Source organism: Bordetella genomosp. 13 (assembly GCF_002119665.1).
GTDB lineage: Bacteria > Pseudomonadota > Gammaproteobacteria > Burkholderiales > Burkholderiaceae_B > Bordetella.
Genome location: NZ_CP021111.1, coordinates 2,984,126 through 3,010,309, shown reverse-complemented (window position 1 = coordinate 3,010,309; position 26,184 = coordinate 2,984,126). Strand labels below are relative to the sequence as shown.

The following is a 26,184-nucleotide window of genomic DNA, read 5'->3' as shown; positions in this document are numbered from 1 at the left end:
GCGGGAGCGCGGCGATGAGCGCCCAGCAGCCTTCCGACCACGCCGCCCGCGCCCGCGCGCTGGACCCCTTCCATTCCTTCCTGGTGCAGGCTCCGGCAGGTTCGGGCAAGACCGAACTGCTGACCGACCGCATCCTCGCGCTGTTGGCCACGGTGCAGCGGCCCGAGGAAATCGTCGCCATCACGTTCACGCGCAAGGCCGCATCCGAAATGCACGCGCGCGTGCTGGGCAAGCTGCGCGATGCGATGGGTCCCGCGCCCGACAGCGAGCATGGCCGGCGCAGCTGGGAACTGGCGTGCGCGGCGCTGGCGCGCGATGCCGAGCAGGGCTGGAAGCTGTTGCGGCATCCGGCCCGGCTGGCCATCCGCACCATCGATTCGTTCTGCGCCGGCCTGGTGCGCGGCATGCCGTGGCTGTCGGAGCTGGGCGGCATGCCGCAGATCGCCGACGACGCCGGCGCGCATTACGAGGCCGCGGCGCGCGCCACGCTGGACCTGGCCGATGACTTCGAAGCGGTGCGCATCCTGCTGTCGCACCTGGACGTGGACACGCAGGCCGCGCGCGAGGCCCTGGCCGGCATGCTGGGCCAGCGCGACCAATGGCTGCCGCTGCTCGAGCACGGCACCGACCGCGAAGCCCTGCAGGATGCACTGGCCGAGGCCATCGCCGAGGATCTGCACGCCGTGCATTCGGCCATGCCGCTGGGCTGGCAGGAGGCGCTGCGCGGGCCCGCGCGCATGGCGGCCGCCGCGCTCGACGAAGGCGGGCCCGCACATCTCCTGGCGGCCCTGCGCGACTGGGACGACGAGCTGCATCCGCACGCGGCCATGCTCGATCGCTGGCAGGCCCTGGCGCACCTGCTGCTGACCGGCAAGGGCGAGCTGCGCAGCTCGCGCGGCGTCAACAAGAACCTGGGCTTTCCGCCCAAATGCGAACACAAGGCGCCCTTCGCGGACTGGCTGGACTCGGCCGACGTCACGGGACGCTGGATCGGCCTGCTGCATGCGTTGCGCAACGCGCCGCCCGCCCAGTTCAGCGACGAACAGTGGCGCGTGCTGGGCGCGCAGCTGATGACCTTGAAGCTGGCCGTGGCGCAGCTGCACCTGCGCTTCGCCGAAACGGGCGAGGTCGATTTCATCGAGATCGCGCAGCGCGCTTCCCTGGCGCTGGGCAGCGCCGAGGACCCCGGCGAACTGCTGCTGAAGCTCGACGCCTCCATCCGCCACCTGTTGGTGGATGAGTTCCAGGACACCAGCCTCACGCAGATCCGCCTCTTGTCCACGCTGACGGCAGGATGGCAGCAGGGCGATGGCCGCACGCTGTTCCTGGTGGGCGACCCCATGCAGTCCATCTACCGCTTCCGCAAGGCCGAGGTGGGATTGTTCCTGCAGGCCGCCGAGCGCGGCGTGGGCGAAATCCTGCCCGACTTCCTCAACCTGGCCGACAACTTCCGTTCGCAGGCGGGCGTGGTCGACTGGGTCAATGCCACCTTCCGATCGCTGCTGCCGGCGCGCAACGACGCGGCGGCCGGCGCCATCGCGTATACCGACTCGCAGGCCTTCAACCCCGAGCTGCCCGGAACCGCGGTGCGCTTTCACGGCGCCTTCGGTCTGGCCGGCACCGGGCAATCGGACGCCGAGGCCGAACGCCTGGTGCTGGACCTGGTGCGCCAGGCGCTGGACGAAGCCGGCCCGCACAGCCGTCATCCCGTGGCCATCCTGGTGCGTACGCGCAGCCACCTGGGGCAGTTGGTGCGGCGCCTGACGCAGGAAGGCATCGCCTGCCGCGCCGTCGAACTGGTGCGGCTGGCGCAGCGCGAAGTGGTGTCGGACCTGGTGCAACTGGTGCGCGCGCTGTCGCATCCGTCCGACCGGCTGGCGTGGTTGTCGGTGCTGCGCGCCCCATGGTGCGGGCTGACGCTGGATACGTTGCATGCCTTGTTCGGCCACGATCTCGAGACGCCGATTCCGGTGCTGTTGGCCGAGGCCCTGCGCGAGGACGTCGCGCGTCCCGCCGCGGCCGCGCGCGACGATGCGCCGCAGAGGGGATTGTTCGACGACCCGGCGCCCCAGATGGGTTTGTTCGACGAACCTGCGGCGCAGCCCGGCCGCGCGCGGCAACTGCTGCCCGAGGCCGAGCTGCGCCGCCTGCTGCACGCGGCCGATGTGTTGCTGGACGACACCAACCGCGCGGGCGCGCTGCCGCTGGCCGCGTGGATAGAGTCTTTGTGGCGGCGGCTGGGCGGAGCTGCGCTGTATGCCGATGCCAGCGCCGCCGAGGACGCCGAGAGCCTGTTTGCGCTGCTGGAACGCCTGGCCCCGCACGGCGGGCTGGATCCGGCCAGGCTGGACGCCGCGCTGGCGCGCCTGTATGCCGCGCCGGCGCCGGCCACGGAGGGGCAGGGCGGCACGGTCGAGATCATGACCATGCACAAGTCCAAGGGCCTGCAGTTCGACACGGTGATCCTGTACGGCCTGCACCGGTCGCCTCGCGGCGACCGCGCGCCGCTGGTCATCTTCGAGCAGCGCGGCGAGCGCGTGCTGTTCGGGCCGGTCAAGCCGCGCGCCGAGCGCGAGCCCGATCCGATCTCGCGCTACCTGATGCAGCGCGAGCAGCGCCGCGCCGCCTACGAGACCGATCGCCTGTTGTACGTGGCCGCCACGCGCGCGCGCCATCGCCTGCATCTGGTCGGCAACGTGACCGTGGACCCCGAAACGGGCAAGGCCAAGCCTCCCGTGGCGAGCAGCCTGCTGGCGCGCCTGTGGGATGCCCTGCCCGAAGCAAGCCGCCAACCGCCGCCCGACTGGCGCGCCGACTCGGCGGACGATGCCGACGCCCGCAGCGCGGTGCGCGGCCGCCCGCTGCGCCGCCTGGCCGACGAATCCGTCACGCGCCTGGCGGCGCAGCCCGCCGCGTGCGCGAACCCCGGCTTCGCCATGCCGCCGGCCGGCGCCCGCCAATGGAACCAGGGCGCCGACCATCCCGCATGGCAATTGGAGGCGGCCTACGATGCCGCCATCGGCACGCTGGCTCACGCGTGGCTGGCCCGCATCGGCCAGGACGGCCCGCAGGCCTGGCCCGCCGACGCGCTGCGCCAGCGCCTGCCATTGCTGCGCAAGCAACTGACGCGCGCCGGCGTGCCGGCCCGCCTGGCGGGCGATGCCGCCGACGCGGTACTGGAAACCCTGGTCGCCACGCTGACGCACGAGCGCGGGTTGTGGCTGCTCTCCCAATCCGGCGCCCGCCGCGAATGGCCCCTGATCGACGCGACGGGCCGCGTCTCGGTGATCGACCTGGCGCTCAGCACGGAAGACGGCTGGCTGATCGTCGACTACAAGACGGGCCGCCCGCGGCCCGGCGAGCCCGAGGCGGCCTTCGCCGAACGCATGCGCCAACGTCACGGCGACCAGCTCGAACGCTACTGCCGCCAGGTCACGGCGCTGGACGGCCGCGCGGCGCGCGCGGCGCTGTATTTTCCACGCGCGAAAATGTGGCTGGACCTGTAGACGGGCCCGAGGGCTGGCGGGCGCCATGCGCCCCACGCCGCCCGCCAGCCACTTCTCCAGCCAGCAAAAGCTCCCAAACCCTGGCGCCAACCGCCCCTCCACCCAAGCAAAAGCCCATCCCCCCTGGCGCCATGCGCCATCCTGCTCCCGCCAGCCACCCCTCCCGCTAAAGCAAAAGCCCCAAAACCCTGGCGCCATGCGCCACCCCCTCCCCCTCGGGGGGAGGGCCGGCGAGGGGGCGCACATACAGGCCCCCCGGGGCCCGCCGACTTGCATCCGTCGCAGAACGGGCGTCCAGCCCGTTCTGCTAGAATGCAAGTCGACGGGCCCCTTCGCATGGTTCGGCGGTGAACCTGGTCAGGTCGGGAACGAAGCAGCCATAGTCGTTTAGGATCAGTGCCGAAGTCAGGCTCGTCATCGGTTTCTCCAAAAGGGGCGCCGCATCCGGCGTGTAACGCGATTCCACGAATCCGCTTGCATGCCGGACGCGGCGCCCCTTTTGAGTTTGCGCTGGCTTGTTTCATGGCAATGCAGCCCCACCATCGTGGGGACATGTCCAGGCATCAGCGTGCCTGTCGGCGCGTGCAACTGGTTCTACAATCCGCCCATGACTTATCTGGTACTGGCCCGCAAGTGGCGCCCGCGATCGTTCGAGACCCTGGTGGGACAGGACCACGTGGTGCGCGCCCTGACTCACGCGCTGCAAACTCAACGTCTGCATCACGCCTGGCTGTTCACCGGCACTCGCGGGGTAGGCAAGACCACGCTGTCGCGCATCCTGGCCAAGTCGCTCAATTGCGAAACCGGCATCACGCCCACGCCTTGCGGGCAATGCCGCGCCTGTACCGAGATCGATGCGGGCCGCTTCGTCGACTACCTGGAACTCGACGCGGCCTCGAACCGCGGCGTCGAGGAAATGACCCAGCTGCTCGAGCAGGCGGTTTACGCACCGGGGGCGGGGCGCTTCAAGGTCTACATGATCGACGAAGTGCACATGCTCACCGGGCACGCGTTCAACGCCATGCTCAAGACGCTCGAAGAGCCGCCGCCGCACGTCAAATTCATCCTGGCCACCACCGATCCACAGAAGATCCCGGTCACGGTGCTGTCGCGCTGCCTTCAGTTCAACCTGAAGCAGATGCCGCCCGAGTCCATCGTCGGTCACCTCCAATCGGTGCTGGCCCAGGAATCCATTCCGTTCGAAGTGCCCGCGCTGCGCCTGGTGGCCCAGGCCGCCGCGGGCTCGATGCGCGATGCGCTGTCGCTTACCGACCAGGCCATTGCCTATAGCGCCGGCAACCTGACCGAAGACGCCGTGCGCGGCATGCTCGGCACCATCGACCAGCGCCATCTGGTGCGCCTGCTCGAGGCCCTGGCCGGCGGCGATGCCGGCGGCGTGCTGTCGGTGGCCGACGAGTTGTCCACCCGCGGCCTGTCGTACGCCGGCGCGCTGGCCGACCTGTCGGTGCTGCTGTCCAAGGTGGCCATCGCCCAGCGAGTGCCCGGGGCATTGCCCGCCGAAGATCCTCTGACGCAGGACATCGTGCGCTTGGCCAGCGTGCTGCATCCCGACGCGGTGCAGCTGTTCTATTCCGTTGCCGTGCACAGCCGCGGGGAACTCACCCTGTCGCCGGACGAGTATGCCGGCTTCGTCATGGCCTGCCTGCGCATGCTGGCGCTCAATGGCGACGCGGGGCCCGCCACGGCGCCGCAGTCGCCGGTGGCGACGCCGCAACCGGCGGCGGCCGCCGCTGTTGCCGCAAGCGCGGCTCCGGCCTCGGCGTCTGCCGCGGTGCAGGCCGCCGCGCCGGCACCTTCGCACGTGGCCGCCGGCGGCGCTGCACCGGCGGCGGTCCAGCCGATGACGGCACCGGATGCCGCAGCGTCGGCGGGCGCCGCCTCGAATCACGCAGCGCAGGATCAGGCAGCCCAGGATCAGGCAACCCAGGATCAGGCAACCCAGGATCAGGCAACCCAGGATCAGGCAGCGCCTGGCGGTCCCGCGCCGACCCCCGCGCCACCGGCGAACCATCAATCCGCGTCCGCATCGGCGCAGGCGGCTGCGACGGCATCCGCGCCAGTATCGGCGCAGGCGGCTGCAATGGCGCCCATTTTCGCAGCGGCCCCGGACTCTACCGCATCCCCGGCCAGTGTCCCGCAGCCTGACACTGCGGTAGCCACGCCCGCACCCGCGCAAGCCGGCCACCAAACTTCGGCGTCTGTCGCGCCAACTGGCCTCGAATCCGCGGCTCCTGTCGCGCCGGCGCCCGCGCCCGCACGCGAATCCGCGGCACAGCCTGCCGCCTCCGCCGCCTCGCCGGCCAGTGTGCCGCCGTGGGAAGACAGTCCGTCGCCAGCCTCGGCTACGTTCGCGCCCGCCCCGTCCGACGCTCCGCCGCCCGCCGAAGCCTTCTCCGACGAACTCGTGGCCGCCCAGGACGACGGCCCGCCCCCTTACGACGACGGCCCGCCCACGTGGGTCGACGAAGACATCCCGTACGACGCCGACGCCTACACCCCCGATCCCGAAGACGACTTCGAGACGCTGGCCGTAGCAGGCGCGGCCTCCGAACCGCGGGAAGCCCGCGCGCCCGCCGCCGCGCCGCGTGCCGCGCGCAAGCCGAAGGGCACGCCCACCGCGCGCCTGTCCGACATGTCCGCCGCCAGTTGGCCGCAACTGGCAGCGCGCCTGCCCGTCACCGGGCTGGCCGCCGAGCTGGCCAAGCAAAGCGAATGGCTGGGCGTGCAGGGCGATGCCGTCGTGCTGCGCGTGGCCGTGAAAACGCTGGCCGAAAGCGAAAGCCGCGTGCGCCTGCAGACAGTGCTGTGCGAACATTTCGGCCAGGGCCTGCGGCTCGAGATCGAAGTCGGCGCCACGGGAGACGGCACGGCGCATGCCGTGGCCAAGATCGAACGCGCCGCCAGGCAGCAGGCCGCGGAAGAGGCGGTGCAGGCCGATCCTTTCGTGCAGGCGCTCATCTCGCGCTTCGGCGCCCACGTGGTGCCGGGCTCCGTGCGCCCCTTCGACGCGACGCGCCTCCACTAGGCGCCGCGGTCCCGACGCAACTGTTCCCCCATACAAGGAATCACGATCATGATGAAAGGACAACTTGCCGGTCTGATGCGCCAGGCGCAACAGATGCAGGAAAACATGAAGAAGGCGCAGGAAGCGTTGGCCGACATCCAGGTCGAAGGTGCCTCCGGCGGCGGCCTGGTGAAGGTCACCATGACCTGCCGCAACGACGTCAAGCGCGTGGCCATCGATCCCAGCCTGCTGGGCGAGGACAAGGACATGCTGGAAGACCTGGTCGCGGCGGCCTTCAACGACGCGCTGCGCAAGGCCGAGGCCACCGCGCAGGAGAAGATGGCCGGCGCCACCGCCGGCATGCCCATGCCCCCCGGCATGAAGTTCCCTTTCTAAGCACGCGTCGCACGCGCGGCAGTCCTGCGCAATGGAATCACAACTTCCCGAGCCCGAACCCCTGGTCGCGCTGATCGAGGCGCTGCGGCGCCTGCCCGGCGTGGGCGTGCGCTCCGCGCGCCGCATGGCTTACCACTTGCTGCAGCATGACCCGCAGGGCGCCGACCTGCTGGGCCGGGCCCTGGCGGGCGCGGTGCAGAACCTGCGCCATTGCGCGCGCTGCAACGGCTTCACCGAAGACGAAGTCTGCGCCACCTGCGCCAATCCCAAGCGCGATCCCACGCTGCTGTGCGTGGTCGAAACGCCGGCCGACCAGAACATGATCGAGTCCAGCCACGGCTATCGCGGCCTGTACTACGTGCTGATGGGCCGCGTGGCGCCGCTGGAGGGCGTGGGGCCGCGCGAACTCGATTTCCAGCGGTTGATCGAACGGGCGTCCGATGGCGTGGTGCAGGAGGTCATCCTGGCCACCAACTTCACCGCCGAGGGCGAGACCACGGCCCATTTCGTCAGCGAAGCGTTGGCGGGGCGCGGCCTGAAGGTCACGCGCCTGGCGCGCGGCGTGCCGGCCGGCAGCGAACTCGAATACGTGGACGCGGGCACCATCGCCTGGGCGCTGATGGAGCGCCGCGAGTCATAGCGCAGACCGCCAGCATGTCCCCCGGCTAGGGGAACATCCCGACGAGAAGCCCCACGGTGCTGGGGTATGATGCTGCGGCGATTGCAAAGCCGACGTAGAGCGGCGCATCGAAGACATGCAGTCCCCGCGGGCCTGGCCCCGGGGCACGTGCAGCAGCGCGCGGCCACGCCGCGCGCGCATTGCCGCCTCGTGCGGCCATAACGGAGACAACGTCCATGTCAGTCACTCGTCGTGAACTGCTGAAGCTGGCGGGCGCCGCCGGCACGCTCAGCCTTGCCCCCGCCATCGTGCGCGCCCAGAAACTCGAAAAGTCCAAGGTCCAGATCGCCGTCGGCGGCAAGGCCCTGGTCTACTACCTGCCGCTGTCCATCGCCGAGGCGCGCGGCTACTTCAAGGACGAAGGGCTGGACGTCAGCATCGCCGATTTCGCCGGCGGATCCAAGGCGCTGCAGGCCGTGGTGGGCGGCAGCGCCGACGTCTGCTCGGGCGCCTACGAGCACACCATCAACCTGCAGTCCAAGGGCCAGTTCTACCGCGCCTTCGCGCTGCAGGGCCGCGCGCCCATGATCGTGCTGGGCGTCTCCAAGAAGCTGGGCTACAAGACCCCGACCGACCTGAAGGGCAAGAAGATCGGCGTCACGGCGCCGGGTTCGTCCACCAGCATGCTGGTCAACTTCTTCCTGGCCAAGCACGGCATGAAGCCCAGCGACGTGTCCTTCATCGGCGTGGGCGCGGGCGCCGGCGCGGTCACCGCGCTGCGCACCGGCCAGATCGACGCCATTTCCAATCTCGACCCCGTCATGTCCGCGCTCGACACGGCGGGTGACGTCCAGATCGTCGTCGATACGCGCAAGCTGAAGGACACGCTGGACGTGTTCGGCGGCAACATGCCCGCCGGCTGCCTGTACGCCTCGCAGGACTTCATCAGCGCCAATCCCAACACGGCGCAGGCCCTGGCCAACGCCATCGTGCGCGCCGACAAGTGGATCCAGAAGGCCAGCCCGGACGAGATCGCCAAGGCCGTGCCGGCCAGCTATCTGCTGGGCGAGCCCGAGGTCTACAAGGCCTCGCTCACCAAGAGCAAAGAGGGCATCTCGCCCGACGGCTCCTTCCCCGCGGACGGCGCCGCCACGGCCCTGAGGGCGCTGCAGAGCTACGTGCAGCTGGACGAGTCCAAGCTCGACCTGTCCAAGACCTGGACCAACGACTTCGTCAAACGCGCCAACGAGAAGTATGCCAATGGCTGAAGCAGCACTGTCGCTCGAGGGCATCACCTGCACGTTCGCGGCCAGGGATGGCCGCGGCCAGCGCTACACGGCCGTGCAGGATGCCTCGCTGTCCATCGCCCCGGGCGAGTTCGTCTCCGTGGTCGGACCCACCGGCTGCGGCAAGTCCACGCTGCTGAACGTCGGCGCCGGCCTGCTGGCGCCGTCGGCCGGCCAGATCAAGGTGTTCGGCAAGCCGCTGTCCGGCATCAACGAGCGCGCCGGCTACATGTTCCAGGGCGAGGCCCTGCTGCCGTGGCGCAGCGCGCTGGACAACGTCACGGCGGGGCTCGACTTCGCCGGCGTGCCGCGCGCCGAAGCCCAGCAGCGCGGACGCGAATGGATGCGCCGCGTCGGCCTGGGCGGCTTCGAAGACCGCTATCCGCACCAGATGTCCGGCGGCATGCGCAAGCGCACCATGCTTGCGCAGACGCTCATCCGCGACCCCGACATCATCCTGATGGACGAGCCGTTCTCGGCGCTCGACATCCAGACCCGCCAGCTGATGGAGAACGAGGTCCTCGACCTCTGGATGGCCAAGCGCAAGGCCGTGCTGTTCATCACGCACGACCTGGACGAGGCCATCGCCATGAGCGACCGCGTGGTGGTGCTGTCCGCCGGCCCGGCTACGCACCCCATCGGCGAGTTCGTCATCGACCTGCCGCGCCCGCGCGACGTGGCCGAGGTGCGGATGCAGCCGCGCTTCGTCGAGCTGCACGCCGCCATCTGGGACGTGCTGCGTGAAGAAGTCCTCAAGGGCTATGCCCAGCAGAAGCGAGCCTGAATCCATGTCCAAGTCGTTGAAATCGGGCCCCGCCATCCTGCGGGTCTACCAGGCAGGCCTGTTGGCCGCCATCCTCGCCATCTGGCATGTCGCGTCCGCCAATCCGCGCGTGGCGTTCTTCTTCGGCCAACCCGTCGAAGTGGCCGGCCGCATCTGGAACTGGTTCGTCGCCACGGGCGACATCTACGCCCACCTGTGGATCACGCTTACCGAAACGGTGCTGGCCTTCGTCATCGGCACCGTGGCAGGCCTGGGCGCCGGCCTGTGGCTGGGCCTGTCGCGCCGCACCAGCGCCGTGCTCGATCCCTTCATCACCGCGGCCAACTCCATGCCGCGCGTCATCCTGGCGCCCATCTTCGGCATGTGGTTCGGCCTGGGCATCTGGTCCAAGGTGGCGCTGGCGGTCACGCTGGTGTTCTTCATCGTGTTCTTCAACGTGTACCAGGGCGTGCGCGAAGTCAGCCCGACCCTGCTGGACAATGCCCGCATGCTGGGCGCGCGCCGCCAGCAGCTGCTGCGCCACGTGTACCTGCCTTCGGCCACCAGCTGGGTGTTCTCCAGTCTGCACACCTCGGTGGGCCTCGCCTTCGTGGGCGCCGTGGTCGGCGAATACCTGGGCTCGGCCAGCGGCGTGGGCTACCTCATCCTGCAGGCCGAGGGCACGCTGGACGTGAACACGGTCTTCGCGGGCATCATCGTCCTGACGGCCTTCGCCCTCGTGCTCGACTACATCGTGTCGGTGGTCGAGAAGCGCTTGATGAAGTGGCAGCCGAAATCGGGCGAGACCGAGAAGCTCTGAGCCGAAACCGGCGGGCGCCGCTGCGCGCCGCATGCTTTCGATAGCCCCCTGCCCAGGGGGCTTTTTGCTGGCCGTGAGGACGCCGACGCGGGCCCCGAAAGCGTCGTCCAGGAATCTCAGTGCTTGGCGTTCAGCGCCTGCGCGGCGCTGATTACCAGCGGCCCGAACCGCTGGGCGAATTCCTCCGGCGTCCACTGCGACAAGAGCCCGTAGATGTGGACCGCGCCCACTGGCAGGCCCGTGCGGTCAAGCACCGCGGATGCCACCGCGAGCTCTCCCATCAACGACTCCTGCGCCGTCAATGCGAATCCGTTGGCGCGCGCCTGTGCGACCTTCTCGCGTATCCCCTGGGGATCCACGATGGTATGGGGCGTGGCCGCCACCAGGTCGGAACGCGCCAGGATGTCGTCGACGCGGTCATCGGGCAGGTGCGCCATGATGGCCCGTCCGGCACAGGTCCGGTACACCGGCATGGTGCGGCCCACCAGGGTGGCGTAGTAATAGTGGCGCCGCGTCTGCCGCCGCAGCGCATAGACGATGTCCAGGTCGTCGTGCAGGCTGAGGTCCACGCCCTCGCCGCACTCCTGCTGCAATTCGATCAGCACCGGGTTGGCGCGCTCGATCAGCGGGTTGCCGCGCAAGTAGTCGAAGGTCCGGTGCAGGATCTTCTTGCCCAGCACATAGCCCCGCTGGTTGGGCCCGCGTTCCAGATAGCCCAGCGCCACGAGCGTGTGCAGCATGCGCAGCGTCGAGTTGCGATCCAGGTTCGAGATCTCGATCAGTTCGGTCAGACTCAAGGGGCCGGGACGCACGCCGAAAGCTTCGAGGATGTCGAACGCCTTGGCGACGGATTGATTGAAACGGGTGTCCACGCTGGCCATGAATTATCTCTGTCGGATGTGATCGGGGGCCGGCCGCCAAGGTGCCGGAACACCCTGACTTGTCCTTGCCCAAGCCGCCACTTTAACGGCCTTTCCCGATCGATCTTAGGGAAACCACCCCTTTCCGGAATTCCGTCCGGGGTTGATAGTCACTCCTATGATATCAATCATAGCCTCGTAAGTATCAATATTTGATACTTATTGGCGTGAATAGATTCCGGCCGCCTGTGCGGGCGGATGCCAACCCGTTATTTGCCGAGCGCCTTGCCCGCGTGGCGAGGCCTGGAGGGACGAGATGAGCGAAGTACAGGTGCGCACGTTGAGCGCGAGCGAGATCGAGGCCGCGGTCGAGGGGCTGGAGCATTACATGACCGACACGCTGTCGCGCTTCGTGCAATGCCGCAGCCTGCCCGGCCAGGAGACGCCGGCCGCCGAATTCATGGAAGCCGAACTGGCCAGGCTGGGCCTGCAGAGCGAGCGCATCGCGTTGCGCACCGACGCCATCAAGGACCTCCCCCTGTATTCCCCCGCGTGCTGCCCGGACGGCGGCCGCTACAACGTGCTGGCCTGCCATCAGCCGCAGCGGCCCACCGGACGCTCGGTGCTGTTCAACGGCCACCTCGACGTGGTGCCTACCGGCCCGGAAGCGTTCTGGACCGAATCTCCGTTCAAGGGCGGCCTGCACGACGGCTGGCTGTACGGACGCGGCGCGGGCGACATGAAGGCCGGCATCGTATGCGCGCTGGCCGCGTTCAAGGCCCTGCAGAGCCTGGGCGTGCAGCCGGCCGCCATGGTCGGCTTCAACGGCGTGCTCGAGGAAGAGAACACGGGCAACGGCACGTTGGCGACGGTGTCCGCGCTGCAAAGCGCCATCGGCGCGGCCAAGCTGACGTCCTTCGATGCGGTGCTGATTCCGGAGCCGACGCAGGAAGGCCTGATGTCGGCACAGGTCGGCGTGTTCTGGATGTATGTGGATATCGTCGGCAAGCCGGCCCATGCATCGTTGATGACCACCGGCATCAATCCCGTGGACATCGGCCTGCGCGTGATGGAAGCGGTCAAGAAGATCGAGCATGAATGGAACCTGCCCGAGAACCGCCACCCCGCCTACCGCGAGCACGCCCATCCCATCAACTTCAACCTGGGCCAGATCCATGCCGGCGACTGGAATTCGTCGGTGCCTAGCGTATGCACCCTGGGCCTGCGCCTGTCGTGCTATCCGGACATGCCGATCGAGACCGCCAAGGCGCGCATCGAAGCCTGCATCCGCCAAGTCGAGCAAGACGTGGCCCAGCCCGACACCCGGTTCAACATCCGCTACGAGGGCTTCCATGCGCCGGGCTGCGAATACGACCTGGACGTGCCCGCGCTGCAATTGCTGGCCGATGCGCACCAGCGGGTGGCCGGCGAGCCGCCCAGGCCCGTGGCGCTGACCGGCACCACCGACGGTCGCCATTTCCATTTCATGATGGAAGCGCCCGTGACGTGCTACGGGCCCATCGCCCGCAATTATCACGGTTTCAACGAAAGCGTCAGCGTGCAGAGCATGCTGCGCGTCGCCAAGACATATGCGCTGTTTCTGCATGACTGGTGCGGCGTCGAGCCCAGGCTAGCCTGACGCCGCCCATCCATACACGTCGTCAACAGGGGGAATCATGCCGTTGGTCAATCAGGCCCGCCGGGCCATCGTCAAGTGCGCGTTCGCCGTGGCCGCCGCAGCCACGATCCTCACCCACTCCGCGCAGGCGGCCGAGACGCCGCAGTACGGCGGCGTGCTTACCGCCATCCTGCACCCCGAGCCTCCCAGCCTGAATCTGGCGGTGCAGCAGGTGGCCGGCACGCAAATGGTGGCCGGCAAGATCTTCGAGAGCCTGCTGACCTACTCGTTCGATCTGAAGCCCATGCCGAGCCTGGCCAGTTCATGGGATGTGTCGGACGACAAGCTCACCTATACCTTCCATCTGCAGAAGGGAGTCACCTGGCACGACGGCAAGCCGTTCTCATCCGAGGACGTGGTGTTCTCCTACGAGAAGGTGTTGTCCAAGACGCCGCGCACCCGCGGCCTGATGGACAACGTCGCTTCCCTCACCGCGCCCGATCCGGACACCGTGGTCTTCAAGTTGAAGGCGCCGTATGCGGCATTCCTGTATGCGTTCGACATCGGCGGTGGCGCGATCCTGCCCAAGCACCTGTACGACGTGGATACACCCATTGGACAGAATCCGGCCAATGCCCACCCCATCGGCACCGGGCCGTTCAAGTTCAAGAAATGGGAGCGCGGAGCCTACATCGAGCTGGTGAAGAACGAGAAATACTGGAAAGAGGGGCGCCCGTATCTGGATGGCATCACCTACCGCGTGATCCCCGATGCCGCATCCCGGCGCGTGGCGATCGAGCAGGGCACGGTGCTGCAGGCGTGGCTGCAGGACCTCGAGCCGGTGGACGCGCCGCGCGTGGCCAAGCTGCCCCACATCAACTACACCAACAAGGGCTACGAGTACTGGTCGACCATGCAGTGGCTGGAGGTGAACAATGCCCGTCCGCCCTTCAACGACAAGCGTTTCCGCCAGGCGATGATGCATGCGATCAATCGCAAGTTCATCGCCGAGAAAATCATGTTCGGCCAGGGCGTGGTCGCCACCGGGCCGATCCACCACAACACGCGCTTCTACGACGCCAACGTCAAGAAGTACGACTACGATCCCAAGAAGGCCATTGCCCTGCTCGACGAAATGGGCCTGAAGCCCAACGCCGACGGCGTGCGGGCGACCATCAGCCTGATTCCGCTGCCGTACGGCGAGATGCCGCGCCGACGCGCCGAGTACATCAAGCAGAATCTGTCGAAGGTCGGCATCATGGTGAATCTCGAGGCCACCGACGTGGGCGGCTGGGTCTCGCGCGTGGGCAACTGGGATTTCGACATGGCCGGCAACGGCGTGTTCCAGTACGCGGATCCGGCCATCGGCGTGTCGCGCACCTACTTGGGCAGCAACATCCGCAAGGGCGTGATGTTCAGCAACACCTCGCAGTACAACAACCCGAAGGTCGACGAGCTGTTCAACCTGGCCGCGCAGGCCGGCAGCGATGCCGAGCGCCAGAAGTACTACTCGGAAGCGCAGCGCATCCTGGTCGAGGACGTGCCGCTGTTGTGGCTGATCGACACCAACTATGGCACCCACCTGAACAAGCGCGTGCACGATGCCATCACGACCGGCCTCGGAGCGGCGGGCAACTACGCCGACGCCTGGCTGTCGAAAGAATGAACAGGATCGCCGCCTTCCTGGGCAGGCGGATCGTCAAGAGCATCCTGGTGCTCTTCATGATCGCCTTGTTCAACTTCTTCCTGGTGCGCGCCGCGCCGGGCGACCCGGCCGAGATCCTGGCCGGACAATCGGGCGCGGCGGATGCCGAGTACATCGAGAAGCTGCGCAAGGACTTTGGCCTGGACCAGCCCCTGCCGGTGCAGCTCGCGTCCTATCTAAAGCACGTCGCCGTCTTCGATCTCGGCTATTCGCATCGCCAGCAGGCGCCGGTGTCCACGCTGATCCTGAATCAGCTGCCAGCCACCCTGTTGCTGGCGCTGACCTCGTTCGCCTTCGCCCTGCTGGCCGGCATGGCGCTGGGCATCCAGGCGGCGCTGCGGGTGGGCAAGTGGGGAGACACCGTCATCACCACGATGGCCATGCTTGCGTACGCCACACCGCTGTTCTGGGTGGGGCTGATGCTGGTGCTGGTGTTCTCCGTGCAACTGCAGTGGCTGCCGGCCTTCGGCTATGAAAGCGTGGGGTCGTCGCTCTCCGGCTTCGCGCGATTCATCGATATCGCCCGCCACCTGACGCTGCCCGCCATCACGCTGGGCCTGTTCTACATGGCCGTCTATACGCGCCTGACGCGCGCCTCGATGCTGGAGATCCGCCAGCTCGACTTCGTGAAGACCGCCCGCGGCAAAGGCCTGTCCGAACGCACCGTCATCACGCGCCACGTGCTGCGCAACGCCTTGCTGCCCGTCATCACGTATGCGGGCATCCAGGCGGGCCACCTGATCGGCGGCGCGCTGCTGGTCGAGACCGTGTTCGGCTGGCCGGGCATCGGCCGGCTGGCGTTCGACGCGCTGGTGCAGCGCGACTACAGCGTGCTGCTGGGCGTGTTCTTCATGGCTTCCATCGTCGTCGTGGTGGTCAACCTGATCACCGACATCCTCTACACGGTGGCCGATCCCAGGATCGAACTGAAATGAACGACTTCTTCCACGCATTCCGCCGCCACAAGGGCGGCATCATCGGCCTGGCCGCGCTGGCGCTGGTCAGCGTGATGGCGATCTGCGCCGGCTGGCTGTTCCCCGACAGCCCATGGGACATCGTCAACGCGCCCTACATGCCGCCGTTGTCCGACGACGCCTTGCTGGGCACCGATACCCTGGGCCGCGACATCGCCACGGGCATCGCGTACGGCGCGCGGGTCACGCTGGTGCTGGCGGTGATCTCCACCGCGGTGTCCATCCTGGTCGGCATCACCGTCGGCGCCATCGCAGGCTTCTACGGCGGCAAGGTCGACCAGGCGATCGTCGGGTTCATCGAACTGTTCCAGACCATTCCCGGATTCTTCCTGGCCGTGGTGCTGGTCGCGATTCTCACGCCCACCATCGGCACGGTGATCCTGGCGATCGCCCTGGTGTCGTGGCCGCCGCTGGCGCGCCTGGTGCGCGCCGAGTTCATGAGCATGAAGCATCGCGAGTTCGTGCAGGCCGCCGTGCTCAGCGGGCAGTCCAATACCCGCATCATTCTCACGCAGATCCTGCCCAACAGCCTGTCGCCGGTGATCGTGTCGGGCTCGCTGATGGTGGCCAGCGCCATTCTGCTGGAGTCGGCCCTGAGCTTTCTCGGCCTGGGGGACCCCAACGCCATGACCTGGGGCTACATCATCGGCGCCTCGCGCAGCGTGCTGCGCGATGCCTGGTGGATGAGCGTATTCCCCGGCGTGGCCATCCTGGTGACGGTGCTGGCGCTGAACCTGGTGGGCGAAGCGCTGAACGACGCCCTGAATCCCAAGCTCGCGCGCAAGAGGACAAGCTGATGGCCGCACTTCTGGAAATCCGCGACCTGGTGGTGTCCGTCGTGCAGGACGGTCCCGATGCGCCCGTCGTGAACGGCGTGTCCTACGAAGTCAACCAGAACGAAATCCTGTGCGTCGTCGGCGAATCGGGCTCGGGCAAGTCGGTGACCGCGCACGCCTTGATGGGCCTGCTTCCCGAAGGCGAACTGCGTGTGAGCCGCGGCAGCATCCGCTATCGCGGCCGCGAACTGGTCGGACTGTCTCGCAAGGAATGGTGCGGCCTGCGCGGCAAGTCGTTCGGCATGGTGTTCCAGGAGCCCATGACGGCGTTGAACCCCATCATGCGGGTCGGCCGTCAGGTCGACGAGGTGCTCGAACGCCACACCGACCTGGGCGCCGAGGCCCGGCGCGGCAGGGTGCTGGCCCTGTTTCGCGACGTCATGCTGCCCGATCCCGAGCGGCTCATCGACGCGTATCCGTTCCAGTTGTCGGGCGGCCAGCGCCAGCGGGTAGTCATCGCCATGGCGCTGGCCATGGAGCCGGACATCCTGATCGCGGACGAGCCCACCACGGCGCTGGACGTCACCACGCAGGCGCAGATCCTGGCGCTCGTCAAGGACATCCAGGCCCGCATGGGCATCGGCGTGATCTTCATCACCCACGACTTCGGCGTAGTGGCGGAGATCGCCGACCGCATCGTGGTGATGCGCCATGGCGCGGTGGTCGAGCAGGGCGCGGCCGCCGACATCCTGAATCGTCCCCGGGCGGCCTACACGCGCCAGCTGATCGCCGCGGTTCCGCACAAGCCCGAGGGCAAGACGGCCGCGCTGCCCGCGCCGCCGCTGATAGCCGTGGACAAGCTGGGGAAGACGTTCCGGTCGGCCAACGGCCGCGAGGTGGACGCGCTCAAGGATATCTCGCTGACCATCCAGCAGGGCGAGACCCTGGGGCTGGTGGGCGAGTCGGGATCCGGCAAGTCGACCCTGGGCCGCACGCTCGTCGGCCTGATCCGGCCGGACCGTGGCAGCGTGAAGCTCGAGGGCCAGGAGCTGGTCGGCCTGTCGTCCGCGCAATGGCGCGAGCATAGACGCCATATCCAGATGGTGTTCCAGGACCCGTACGCATCCCTGAACCCCCGCCACCGCATCGTCGATGCAGTGGCGCAAGGCCCGATCGCCTTCGGCGAGAAGCGCGGCAAGGCCCTGGCCGACGCGCGCGAACTGCTGGAGCTGGTGGGGTTGGGCGGGGATGCCGGCGACCGTTATCCGCACCAGTTCTCGGGCGGCCAGCGCCAACGGGTGGGCATCGCCCGCGCGCTGGCGCTGCGGCCCCGCCTGCTGGTGGCCGACGAAGCCGTGTCGGCGCTGGACGTGTCCATCCAGGCGCAGGTGCTGGACCTGCTGAAGACCGTCAGCGGGCAGTTCGACCTGTCGATCCTGTTCATCACGCACGACCTGCGGGTCGCCGCTCAGATCTGCGACCGCATTGCGGTGATGCGGCAGGGCGAGCTGGTCGAACTGGGCCGCGCCACCGACGTCTTCTATCGCCCCCAACACGAATACACCCGCCGGCTGATCGATTCGATTCCCGGCAAGAAATGGTCCAAGCCCGATTTCTCCCAACTGGATGGCGTCGAAGGAGCAGCAATTCATGCAGCATGAAGAGTACGAGTCCCTGGATGGCCTGGCGCTGGCGCAACGGCTGGCGTCCGGCGAAACCACGTCCGAGGCGCTGATGCGCTGCGCGGTGGAACTGGCGCGAAGCCGGGCGCCGGCGCTCAACGCGCTGTGCTACGAACAGTACGAGGCCACCATCGAGCTGGCGAAGGCCTGGCGGTCGCGCGGCGCGTTCGGCGGCATTCCGTTCCTGCTGAAGGATTCGGGCCTGCCGTCCAGGCGGTTTCCGTCCAGCCTGGGCTCGCGCCTGCTCAACGACACCACCTACGACATCGACAGCACGCTGACCCGGCGCTTCGACGAGGCCGGCCTGATCCCGTTCGCGCGTTCCACCGTGCCCGAGTTCTGCATGGTGGCGACCACCGAAGCGGTGCGCAACGGCGGACCCACCCGCAACCCCTGGGACTTGACCCGTTCCGCCGGCGGCTCCAGCGGCGGCGCCGCGGCGGCGGTGGCCGCGCGCATTGTCCCGATAGCGCACGGCAGCGACGGGGGCGGGTCGATCCGCATCCCGGCTGCCTGCTGCGGCGTCTATGGCCTGAAAGCGTCGCGCGGGCGGGTGCCGATGGGGCCGCTGCGCGGCGAAGGCTGGGGCGGCATGGCTACCGACGGCGTGCTGAGCCTGACCGTTCGGGATACGGCCGCTGCCATGGACGCCATCTCGGGCTACGAGGCGGGCGCGCCCTATGCCGCACCGCCCAAGGCCGGTCCCTATCTCGAAGCCATCGCCCGGGCGCCGGCCAGGCCCTTGCGCATCGCGGTGTGGCGCTCGGCCTGGAACGACATCCCCGTCGCCGCGGAACCGCTGCAGGCCGTCGACCATACGGCGGATCTGCTGCGCGCCCTGGGGCACACTGTGATCGATTCCGCGCCGCCCGCCATCGACTACGACGGTTTCGTCAACGCGCATGCCCGCATCCTGGCCAGCAACATCGTGCTGTACGTGGATGCCCGCGTAGCGCTGACCGGCAGATCCTTGCAGGCGGACGACCTCGAACCCGTCATGCGGTCCGGCTACGAGTTCGGCAGGGGCCTGATGGCCACCGACTACGTCGCCAGCATCAATCGTCTGCACGCGATCAGCCGCGCGATGGAGGCCTACATGGAGGACTTCGACCTGGTGCTGGCCCCGGCGCTGACCGAGCTGCCGCTGAAGCTCGGCGAGCTGTCCATGCAGCGCGGCACATTCATGGACCTGCGCAAGCGGGTGTCGCGTTACGCCACGTTCATGGCGGTGTTCAACGCGTCGGGCCAGCCGGCCGCGAGCCTGCCCCTGTATGCCACGCCCGAAGGCGTACCCGTGGCCACGCAGCTGATCGGGCGGTTTGGAAGAGAAGACCTGATCCTGCAGGTGTCCGCGCAGCTTGAAAGCGCGGATCCGTGGCGGGACCGCAAGCCAGCCTTTTAAGGCGAAGGCTGGCTGCCGGCCAGACCGGCCGCCAGCCGGCTCAGGCCCGCGCCGCCTCGATCAACGCATCCAGCTTCTTCGCATCCGCCACGAATGCGCGGATGCCTTCGGCCAGCTTCTCGCCCGCCATCGCATCTTCGTTCAGCAGCGTGCGGAAGCTGACCTCGTCCGTCGGAACGCGCTCGACTGCCTCGCCGGCCATGCCGGCCTGCAACACCGGCTGGACGGTGCCCTCGGCGCCCGCCAGCTCGGTCAGCAGCTCGGGGCTGATGGTAAGCAGGTCGCAGCCCGCCAGCGCCAGGATCTGGCCCGTGTTGCGGAAGCTGGCGCCCATCACCTCGGTCTCGATGCCGAAGCGCTTGAAATAGCGGTAGATGCGCGCCACCGACTGCACGCCGGGGTCGTTGACGCCGGCCCGCGCGGCCTCGTCCCACGATGCGCCGGCCGACTTCTTGTGCCAGTCGTAGATGCGGCCGACGAAGGGCGAGATCAATTGCACCTTCGCGTCGGCGCACGCCGCGGCCTGCGGCAGCGAGAACAGCAGCGTCAGGTTGCAGCGAATGCCCTCGGCCTGCAGCGCGCGCGCCGCCTGTATGCCTTCCCAGGTCGCGGCGATCTTGATCAGCACGCGCTCGCGCGTCACGCCGGCCGCTTCGTACATGGCCACCAGGCCGCGGGCGCGTTCGATGGTGGCGCGGGTGTCGAAGGACAGGCGGGCGTCCACCTCGGTGGACACGCGGCCGGGGACGATGGACAGGATCCGGGTGCCGAAGGCCACCAGCAGCCGGTCGGCCAGTTCGGCGGTGGACGCGCCGCGATGGGCGCGCGCCGTCTCGGCCAGCAGCGGACGATAGGCGTCCTGCTGCACGGCCTTCAGGATCAGCGAGGGGTTGGTGGTGGCGTCGGTCGGGCGCAGCGTGCGAATGGCGTTGAAATCGCCGGTGTCGGCAACCACTGTGGTGTACTGGCGCAGGGAATCGAGCAGGCTGGTCATGGATGCGGAGGGGATCGTTGCGGAAAACCCATCGGCCGCGCGCTTGCCGCGCGGACCGGGCGGGACGCCCGCCCGGCAGGGATAGGGTACCTCAGCCGCGTGACCGCCTGGCCGTCGCCGGCGCTCCGGTCGGGTCGCCCAGATGGCCTATCTGGCCTTATCTGGCGCGGTTTTCCGGGGAAAACGGCCGTCCAGGGTATAATCGAAAGGTTTAATTATCGATTTTGAAACCGGGGTTTACTGTGCTGCCGCAACTTTTTCCCGAGGGGGCTGATCGCTTCAATCGCTTCCCTCCCGCAATCCTGGCTTTGGCGGACGGTACCATTTTCCGGGGCGTATCGATAGGCGCGCCAGGCCACACGGTGGCCGAGGTGGTGTTCAACACCGCGATGACCGGCTACCAGGAAATCCTGACCGATCCCAGCTACAACGGCCAGATCGTCACGCTGACCTATCCCCACATCGGCAATACCGGCGTCAATCCCGAAGACGTCGAAGCCGGCCGTGTGTACGCCGCCGGGCTGGTGGTCCGCGACTGCCCCGCGCGCGTGTCCAATTTCCGCGCCACCCAATCCCTGCCCGAGTACCTGGCCCAGCAGGGCATCGTCGCCATTTCCGGCATCGACACCCGCAAGCTCACCCGCATCCTGCGCGACAAGGGCGCCCAGGGCGGCTGCATCCTGGTCGGCGATGACGCCGAGCGCGCCGTCGAACTGGCGCGCAGCTTCCCCGGCATGGCCGGGCAAGACCTGGCCAAGGTAGTCTCGCTGAAGGAAAGCAAGCCCTGGACGGGCGGCACCTGGCAGCTGGGCTCGGGCCACGGCACGCCCGAACAGAACCGCTTCCACGTCGTGGCCTACGACTTCGGCGTCAAGCACAACATCCTGCGCCTGATGGCCGACCGCGGCTGCCGCATCACCCTGGTGCCGGCGCAGACGCCCGCCGAGGAAGTGCTCAAGCTCGATCCGGACGGCGTGTTCCTGGCCAACGGCCCCGGCGATCCCGAGCCCTGCGACTACGCGGTCGACGCCACGCGCGTCTTCCTCGAGCGCAAGCTGCCCACCTTCGGCATCTGCCTGGGCCATCAGCTGATGGGCCTGGCCGTGGGCGGCAAGACGGTCAAGATGAAGACGGGCCACCACGGCGCCAACCATCCGGTGCAAGACCTGCAGAATGGCCGCGTGTTCATCACCAGCCAGAACCACGGTTTCGCGGTCGATGCGGCCACGCTGCCGGCCAATACCCGCGTCACGCACGTGTCGCTGTTCGACGGCACGCTGCAGGGCTTCGAGCTTACCGACCGCCCCGCGTTCTGCTTCCAGGGCCACCCCGAGGCCAGCCCCGGCCCGCACGACATTCTGGTGCTGTTCGACAAGTTCATCAGCCTGATGTCCGGCCCGCAGCAATAAAAGATTCCACGATATGCCCAAGCGTACAGACATAAAGAGCATCCTGATCATCGGCGCCGGCCCCATCATCATCGGGCAGGCCTGCGAGTTCGACTATTCCGGCGCGCAGGCGTGCAAGGCGCTCAAGGCCGAGGGTTACCGGACCATCCTGGTCAACAGCAACCCCGCCACGATCATGACCGACCCGGAAACGGCCGACGTCACCTACATCGAGCCCATCATCTGGCAGGCCGTCGAGAAGATCATCGAGCGCGAGAAGCCCGATGCGCTACTGCCCACCATGGGCGGCCAGACTGCGCTGAACTGCGCGCTCGACCTGGCCCGCCACGGCGTGCTGGCCAAGCATGGCGTCGAGCTCATCGGCGCCAACGAGCACGCCATCGAGAAGGCCGAAGACCGCCAGAAGTTCAAGCAGGCCATGACCGACATCGGGCTCGAGTCCGCCAAGTCGGGCGTCGCCCACAGCATGGACGAAGCCTGGGAAGTGCAGCGCCGCATCGCGGCCGAGATCGGCACCTCGGGCTTTCCCGCCGTCATCCGCCCCAGCTTCACCATGGGCGGCTCGGGCGGCGGCATCGCCTACAACGCCGAAGAATTCGAGACCATCTGCCGTCGCGGCCTGGAAGCCTCGCCCACCAGCGAGCTGCTGATCGAAGAGTCGCTGCTGGGCTGGAAGGAATTCGAGATGGAAGTGGTCCGCGACAGGGCGGACAACTGCATCATCGTCTGCTCGATCGAGAACCTCGATCCCATGGGCGTGCATACCGGCGACTCCATCACCGTGGCGCCCGCGCAGACGCTGACGGACAAGGAATACCAGATCATGCGCAACGCGTCGATCGCGGTGCTGCGCGAGATCGGCGTGGACACCGGCGGATCGAACGTGCAGTTCGCGGTCAATCCGCAGAACGGCCGCATGATCGTCATCGAGATGAACCCGCGCGTTTCGCGTTCGTCGGCGCTGGCCTCCAAGGCCACGGGCTTTCCCATCGCCAAGGTGGCCGCGCGCCTGGCCGTGGGCTACACGCTCGACGAGCTGCGCAACGAGATCACCGGCGGCGCCACGCCGGCCTCGTTCGAGCCCACCATCGACTACGTCGTCACCAAGGTGCCGCGTTTCGCGTTCGAGAAATTCCCGCAGGCCGACGCCCGCCTCACCACGCAGATGAAGTCGGTGGGCGAAGTCATGGCCATCGGCCGTACGTTCCAGGAATCCTTCCAGAAGGCCCTGCGCGGCCTGGAAGTGGGCGTGGACGGACTGAACCAGAAGACCACCGACCGCGAGAAGCTGCAGGTCGAGCTGGGCGAACCCGGTCCGGAACGCATCTGGTACGTGGGCGACGCCTTCGCCCAGGGCTTCACGCTCGACGAGGTGCACAACCTCACCAAAATCGACCCGTGGTTCCTGGCCCAGATCAAGGAAATCGTCGACATCGAGCTGGCGCTCGAGCAGAAGACGCTGGCCGACCTCGACTACGCCACGCTGTGGGAGCTGAAGCGCCGCGGCTTCTCCGACCGCCGCCTCGCCTATCTGCTGGATTCGGCGGAATCCGAGGTGCGCAAGCTGCGTCACCAGCTCAACGTGCGTCCGGTGTACAAGCGCGTGGACACCTGCGCGGCGGAATTCGCCACGCGCACGGCCTACATGTACTCCACCTACGAGGAAGAGTGCGAGGCCCAGCCCACCGACCGCAAGAAGATCATCGTGCTGGGCGGCGGTCCGAACCGCATCGGCCAGGGCATCGAGTTCGACTACTGCTGCGTGCATGCCGCGCTGGCGCTGCGTGAAGACGGGTACGAGACCATCATGGTCAACTGCAACCCGGAAACCGTGTCCACCGACTACGACACCTCCGACCGCCTGTACTTCGAGCCGCTGACGCTCGAGGACGTGCTCGAGATCGTGCACAAAGAGAACCCGGTCGGCATGATCGTGCAGTACGGCGGCCAGACGCCGCTGAAGCTGGCCCGCGCGCTCGAGGCCAACGGCGTGCCCATCATCGGCACCAGCCCCGAGTCCATCGACGTGGCCGAAGACCGCGAGCGCTTCCAGAAGCTGCTGCACAAGCTGGGCCTGCGCCAACCGCCCAACCGCACCGCGCGCACCGAGAACGAAGCCCTGGCCCACGCCGCCGAAATCGGCTATCCCCTGGTGGTTCGCCCCAGCTACGTGCTGGGCGGCCGAGCCATGGAGATCGTGCACGAGCAGCAAGACCTCGAGCGCTACATGCGCGAGGCGGTCAAGGTCAGCAACGACTCTCCGGTGCTGCTGGACCGCTTCCTGAATGACGCCATCGAGGTCGACGTCGACTGCCTGGCCGACGGCGAAACGGTGTTCATCGGCGGCATCATGGAGCACATCGAGCAGGCGGGCGTGCACTCGGGCGACTCGGCGTGCAGCCTGCCGCCGTACTCGCTGTCGGCCGAAACGGTCGCCGAGATCAAGCGCCAGACCACGGTGATGGCCAAGGCGCTCAACGTCAGCGGCCTGATGAACGTGCAGTTCGCCATCCAGAACGGCGACGTGTACGTGCTCGAGGTCAACCCGCGCGCCTCGCGCACGGTGCCCTACGTGTCCAAGGCCACCGGCCTGCAGCTGGCCAAGATCGCCGCGCGCGCCATGGCCGGCCGCACCCTGGCCCAGCAGGGCATCACGCGCGAAGTGGTGCCGCCTTACTTCTCAGTGAAGGAAGCGGTGTTCCCCTTCGTCAAGTTCCCGGGCGTGGACACCATCCTGGGCCCCGAGATGAAGTCCACCGGCGAGGTCATGGGCGTGGGCACCAGCTTCGGCGAGGCCTTCGTCAAGTCGCAGCTGGCCGCCGGCGTGCGCCTGCCCGAGTCCGGCACGGTGTTCATCAGCGTGAAGAATCAGGACAAGCCGCGCGCCGTCGAGGTGGCCCGCGGCCTGCACAACCTGGGCTTCAAGCTGGTGGCCACGCGCGGCACCGCCGCGCAGATCGAGGCCGCGGGCATCCCCGTCCAGGTGGTCAACAAGGTCACCGAAGGGCGTCCGCACATCGTCGACATGGTGAAGAACGGCGAAGTGTCGCTGGTCATCAACACGGTCGAAGAGCGTCGCAACGCCATCGCGGATTCGCGTACTATCCGCACTCAGGCGCTGAACAACCGCGTCACGTTCTTCACCACGATCGCCGGCGCGCGCGCCGCGGTCGAGGGCATGCAGTTCATGCGGCAGGGCCTGGGTCTGCAGGTCTATCCGCTGCAGGAACTGCACGGCGCGCTGACGAAGCAATAAGCAAGTACCGGGCGGGCGGCCATTCTTCCGGCAGGAAGGGGCGCCCGCAGTAGCGGAAAGCGCTGGCCGTGGTGCAGGCCGGCGCCCGCGCAGTACGTCGCATCGGGCCTGTTGCACGCACGGCCGGCGCGGCAGGGAAGCGGCTATCTCCGGGTAGGGCCGGGCTGCCGATTCGCACGGAGTCATTCGCTCATGAAATGGTTCGTCCTTGCGTTGTTCGTGGTGTCCGCCACCGTGGTGCATTTCCGCGGAAGAGTCCGACACCGGTTCTCCCGCCAGGCGCTCGACCATTCCACCTTCACCGCGCCCATCAACGTCTTCATGTACGCGTTCTCGCGCGTACCCAACCAGCCGTACATCGACCTGGACGAGTTTCCGCAGCTGGCTCCGCTGATGGCGCGCTGGCAGGACATCCGCGCCGAGGCCGAACAGCTGTTCGGCGATGGGCACATCAAATCGTCCAGCCGCTACGACGACGCGGGATTCAATTCGTTCTTCAAGAGCGGCTGGAAGCGCTTCTACCTGAAGTGGTACGACACCGACCATCCCTCGGCCCGCGCGCTGTGCCCGGTCACCACCGAACTGCTGGCCGGCATTCCCGGCATCAAGGCCGCCATGTTCGCGGCCCTGCCGCCGGGCAGCAAGCTGCCGCGCCACCGCGATCCGTACGCGGGCTCGCTGCGCTTTCACCTGGGCCTGATCACGCCCAACAGCCCCGAGTGCTACATCAACGTCGACGGCCAGAGCTATCACTGGCGTGACGGCGAGGCCGTGGTGTTCGACGAGACCTACATCCACTTCGCCGAGAACCGCACGGACCAGAACCGCATCATCCTGTTCGCCGACATCGAGCGTCCGATGAAGTTCGGCTGGGCGCGGGCGGTCAACCACTTCTTCGGCAACGTGCTGCTGCGCGCCGCGTCCTCGCCCAACCAGGAAGGCGACCGCACCGGCGGCATCAACCGCATATTCGGCGCCGTGTATGCCGTGCGCCGCGTGGGCAAGTCGATCAAGAAGCAGAACAAGACCCTGTACTACATCCTGAAGTGGGCGCTGGTGCTGGCCATCTTCGCGCTGATCTTCCTGTAAGTCT

At 67.8% G+C, this 26,184-nt stretch carries 18 protein-coding genes and 1 other RNA gene; 17 read left to right on the top strand and 2 right to left on the bottom strand.

Going from position 1 to position 26,184, the window contains the following annotated elements:
- Positions 1–14 precede the first annotated feature (14 nt).
- From CAL15_RS13525 to CAL15_RS13490, 8 genes are all read left to right on the top strand, one after another.
- Positions 15–3,506, top strand: coding sequence for a UvrD-helicase domain-containing protein (locus tag CAL15_RS13525; protein WP_086079077.1), 3,492 nt, complete (start codon positions 15–17; stop codon positions 3,504–3,506).
- 321 nt (positions 3,507–3,827) lie between these two features.
- Positions 3,828–3,925, top strand: an RNA gene (gene ffs / locus CAL15_RS13520) — signal recognition particle sRNA small type.
- A 188-nt stretch (positions 3,926–4,113) separates the two neighbouring features.
- Positions 4,114–6,552, top strand: coding sequence for a DNA polymerase III subunit gamma/tau (gene dnaX, locus CAL15_RS13515; protein ID WP_086081083.1), 2,439 nt, complete (start codon positions 4,114–4,116; stop codon positions 6,550–6,552).
- Positions 6,553–6,600: 48 nt separating this feature from the next.
- A complete protein-coding gene (locus CAL15_RS13510; protein WP_086079076.1) occupies positions 6,601–6,927 on the top strand; it encodes a YbaB/EbfC family nucleoid-associated protein in 327 nt (108 codons plus the stop codon).
- A gap of 31 nt (positions 6,928–6,958) precedes the next feature.
- Entirely contained in the window at positions 6,959–7,567 is a 609-nt protein-coding gene (gene recR / locus CAL15_RS13505; protein ID WP_086079075.1) for a recombination mediator RecR, read from the top strand.
- Between the two features lie 215 nt (positions 7,568–7,782).
- Positions 7,783–8,814, top strand: coding sequence for an ABC transporter substrate-binding protein (locus tag CAL15_RS13500; protein WP_086079074.1), 1,032 nt, complete (start codon positions 7,783–7,785; stop codon positions 8,812–8,814).
- A complete protein-coding gene (locus CAL15_RS13495; RefSeq protein WP_086079073.1) occupies positions 8,807–9,616 on the top strand; it encodes an ABC transporter ATP-binding protein in 810 nt (269 codons plus the stop codon). Before CAL15_RS13500 ends, CAL15_RS13495 begins: the two co-directional genes overlap by 8 nt.
- 4 nt (positions 9,617–9,620) lie before the next feature.
- Positions 9,621–10,415, top strand: a complete 795-nt coding sequence (locus tag CAL15_RS13490) for an ABC transporter permease (RefSeq protein WP_086079072.1) — start codon at positions 9,621–9,623, stop codon at positions 10,413–10,415.
- Positions 10,416–10,531: 116 nt separating this feature from the next.
- Here the strand turns inward: CAL15_RS13490 and CAL15_RS13485 are convergent, their stop codons facing one another.
- Entirely contained in the window at positions 10,532–11,296 is a 765-nt protein-coding gene (locus CAL15_RS13485) for an IclR family transcriptional regulator (RefSeq protein WP_086079071.1), read from the bottom strand.
- 295 nt (positions 11,297–11,591) lie between these two features.
- Between CAL15_RS13485 and CAL15_RS13480 the strand changes: the two genes are divergently transcribed.
- From CAL15_RS13480 to CAL15_RS13455, 6 genes are read left to right on the top strand one after another with little or no spacing between them, the layout of a single operon-like run.
- Positions 11,592–12,914 (top strand): ArgE/DapE family deacylase, encoded by a 1,323-nt coding sequence (locus CAL15_RS13480; RefSeq protein ID WP_086079070.1) that lies wholly within the window; start codon positions 11,592–11,594, stop codon positions 12,912–12,914.
- 37 nt (positions 12,915–12,951) lie between these two features.
- Complete coding sequence (locus CAL15_RS13475; RefSeq protein ID WP_086079069.1) at positions 12,952–14,559, top strand: ABC transporter substrate-binding protein; 1,608 nt, start codon at positions 12,952–12,954, stop codon at positions 14,557–14,559.
- Positions 14,556–15,533 (top strand): ABC transporter permease, encoded by a 978-nt coding sequence (locus tag CAL15_RS13470; RefSeq protein ID WP_086079068.1) that lies wholly within the window; start codon positions 14,556–14,558, stop codon positions 15,531–15,533. The genes CAL15_RS13475 and CAL15_RS13470 overlap by 4 nt, the downstream gene beginning before the upstream one ends.
- Positions 15,530–16,369 carry an ABC transporter permease gene (locus CAL15_RS13465; RefSeq protein ID WP_086079067.1) on the top strand — a complete coding sequence of 280 codons (840 nt, stop codon included), beginning with the start codon at positions 15,530–15,532 and terminating at the stop codon, positions 16,367–16,369. Before CAL15_RS13470 ends, CAL15_RS13465 begins: the two co-directional genes overlap by 4 nt.
- Entirely contained in the window at positions 16,369–18,009 is a 1,641-nt protein-coding gene (locus tag CAL15_RS13460; protein ID WP_086079066.1) for an ABC transporter ATP-binding protein, read from the top strand. The genes CAL15_RS13465 and CAL15_RS13460 overlap by 1 nt, the downstream gene beginning before the upstream one ends.
- Positions 17,999–19,432 carry an amidase gene (locus tag CAL15_RS13455; RefSeq protein ID WP_086079065.1) on the top strand — a complete coding sequence of 478 codons (1,434 nt, stop codon included), beginning with the start codon at positions 17,999–18,001 and terminating at the stop codon, positions 19,430–19,432. The genes CAL15_RS13460 and CAL15_RS13455 overlap by 11 nt, the downstream gene beginning before the upstream one ends.
- A gap of 40 nt (positions 19,433–19,472) precedes the next feature.
- Here CAL15_RS13455 and tal read toward each other — a convergent pair whose 3' ends face one another.
- A complete protein-coding gene (tal, locus tag CAL15_RS13450) occupies positions 19,473–20,426 on the bottom strand; it encodes a transaldolase (protein WP_086079064.1) in 954 nt (317 codons plus the stop codon).
- A 242-nt stretch (positions 20,427–20,668) separates the two neighbouring features.
- Here tal and carA point away from each other — a divergent pair, with 242 nt between their 5' ends.
- From carA to lpxO, 3 genes are all read left to right on the top strand, one after another.
- On the top strand, positions 20,669–21,835 hold the full coding sequence (carA, locus tag CAL15_RS13445; protein WP_198299049.1) for a glutamine-hydrolyzing carbamoyl-phosphate synthase small subunit: 1,167 nt from the start codon (positions 20,669–20,671) through the stop codon (positions 21,833–21,835).
- A gap of 13 nt (positions 21,836–21,848) precedes the next feature.
- Positions 21,849–25,091 carry a carbamoyl-phosphate synthase large subunit gene (gene carB, locus CAL15_RS13440; RefSeq protein ID WP_086079062.1) on the top strand — a complete coding sequence of 1,081 codons (3,243 nt, stop codon included), beginning with the start codon at positions 21,849–21,851 and terminating at the stop codon, positions 25,089–25,091.
- Positions 25,092–25,283: 192 nt separating this feature from the next.
- Complete coding sequence (gene lpxO / locus CAL15_RS13435; protein ID WP_086079061.1) at positions 25,284–26,180, top strand: lipid A hydroxylase LpxO; 897 nt, start codon at positions 25,284–25,286, stop codon at positions 26,178–26,180.
- The last annotated feature ends 4 nt before the right edge of the window (positions 26,181–26,184 follow it).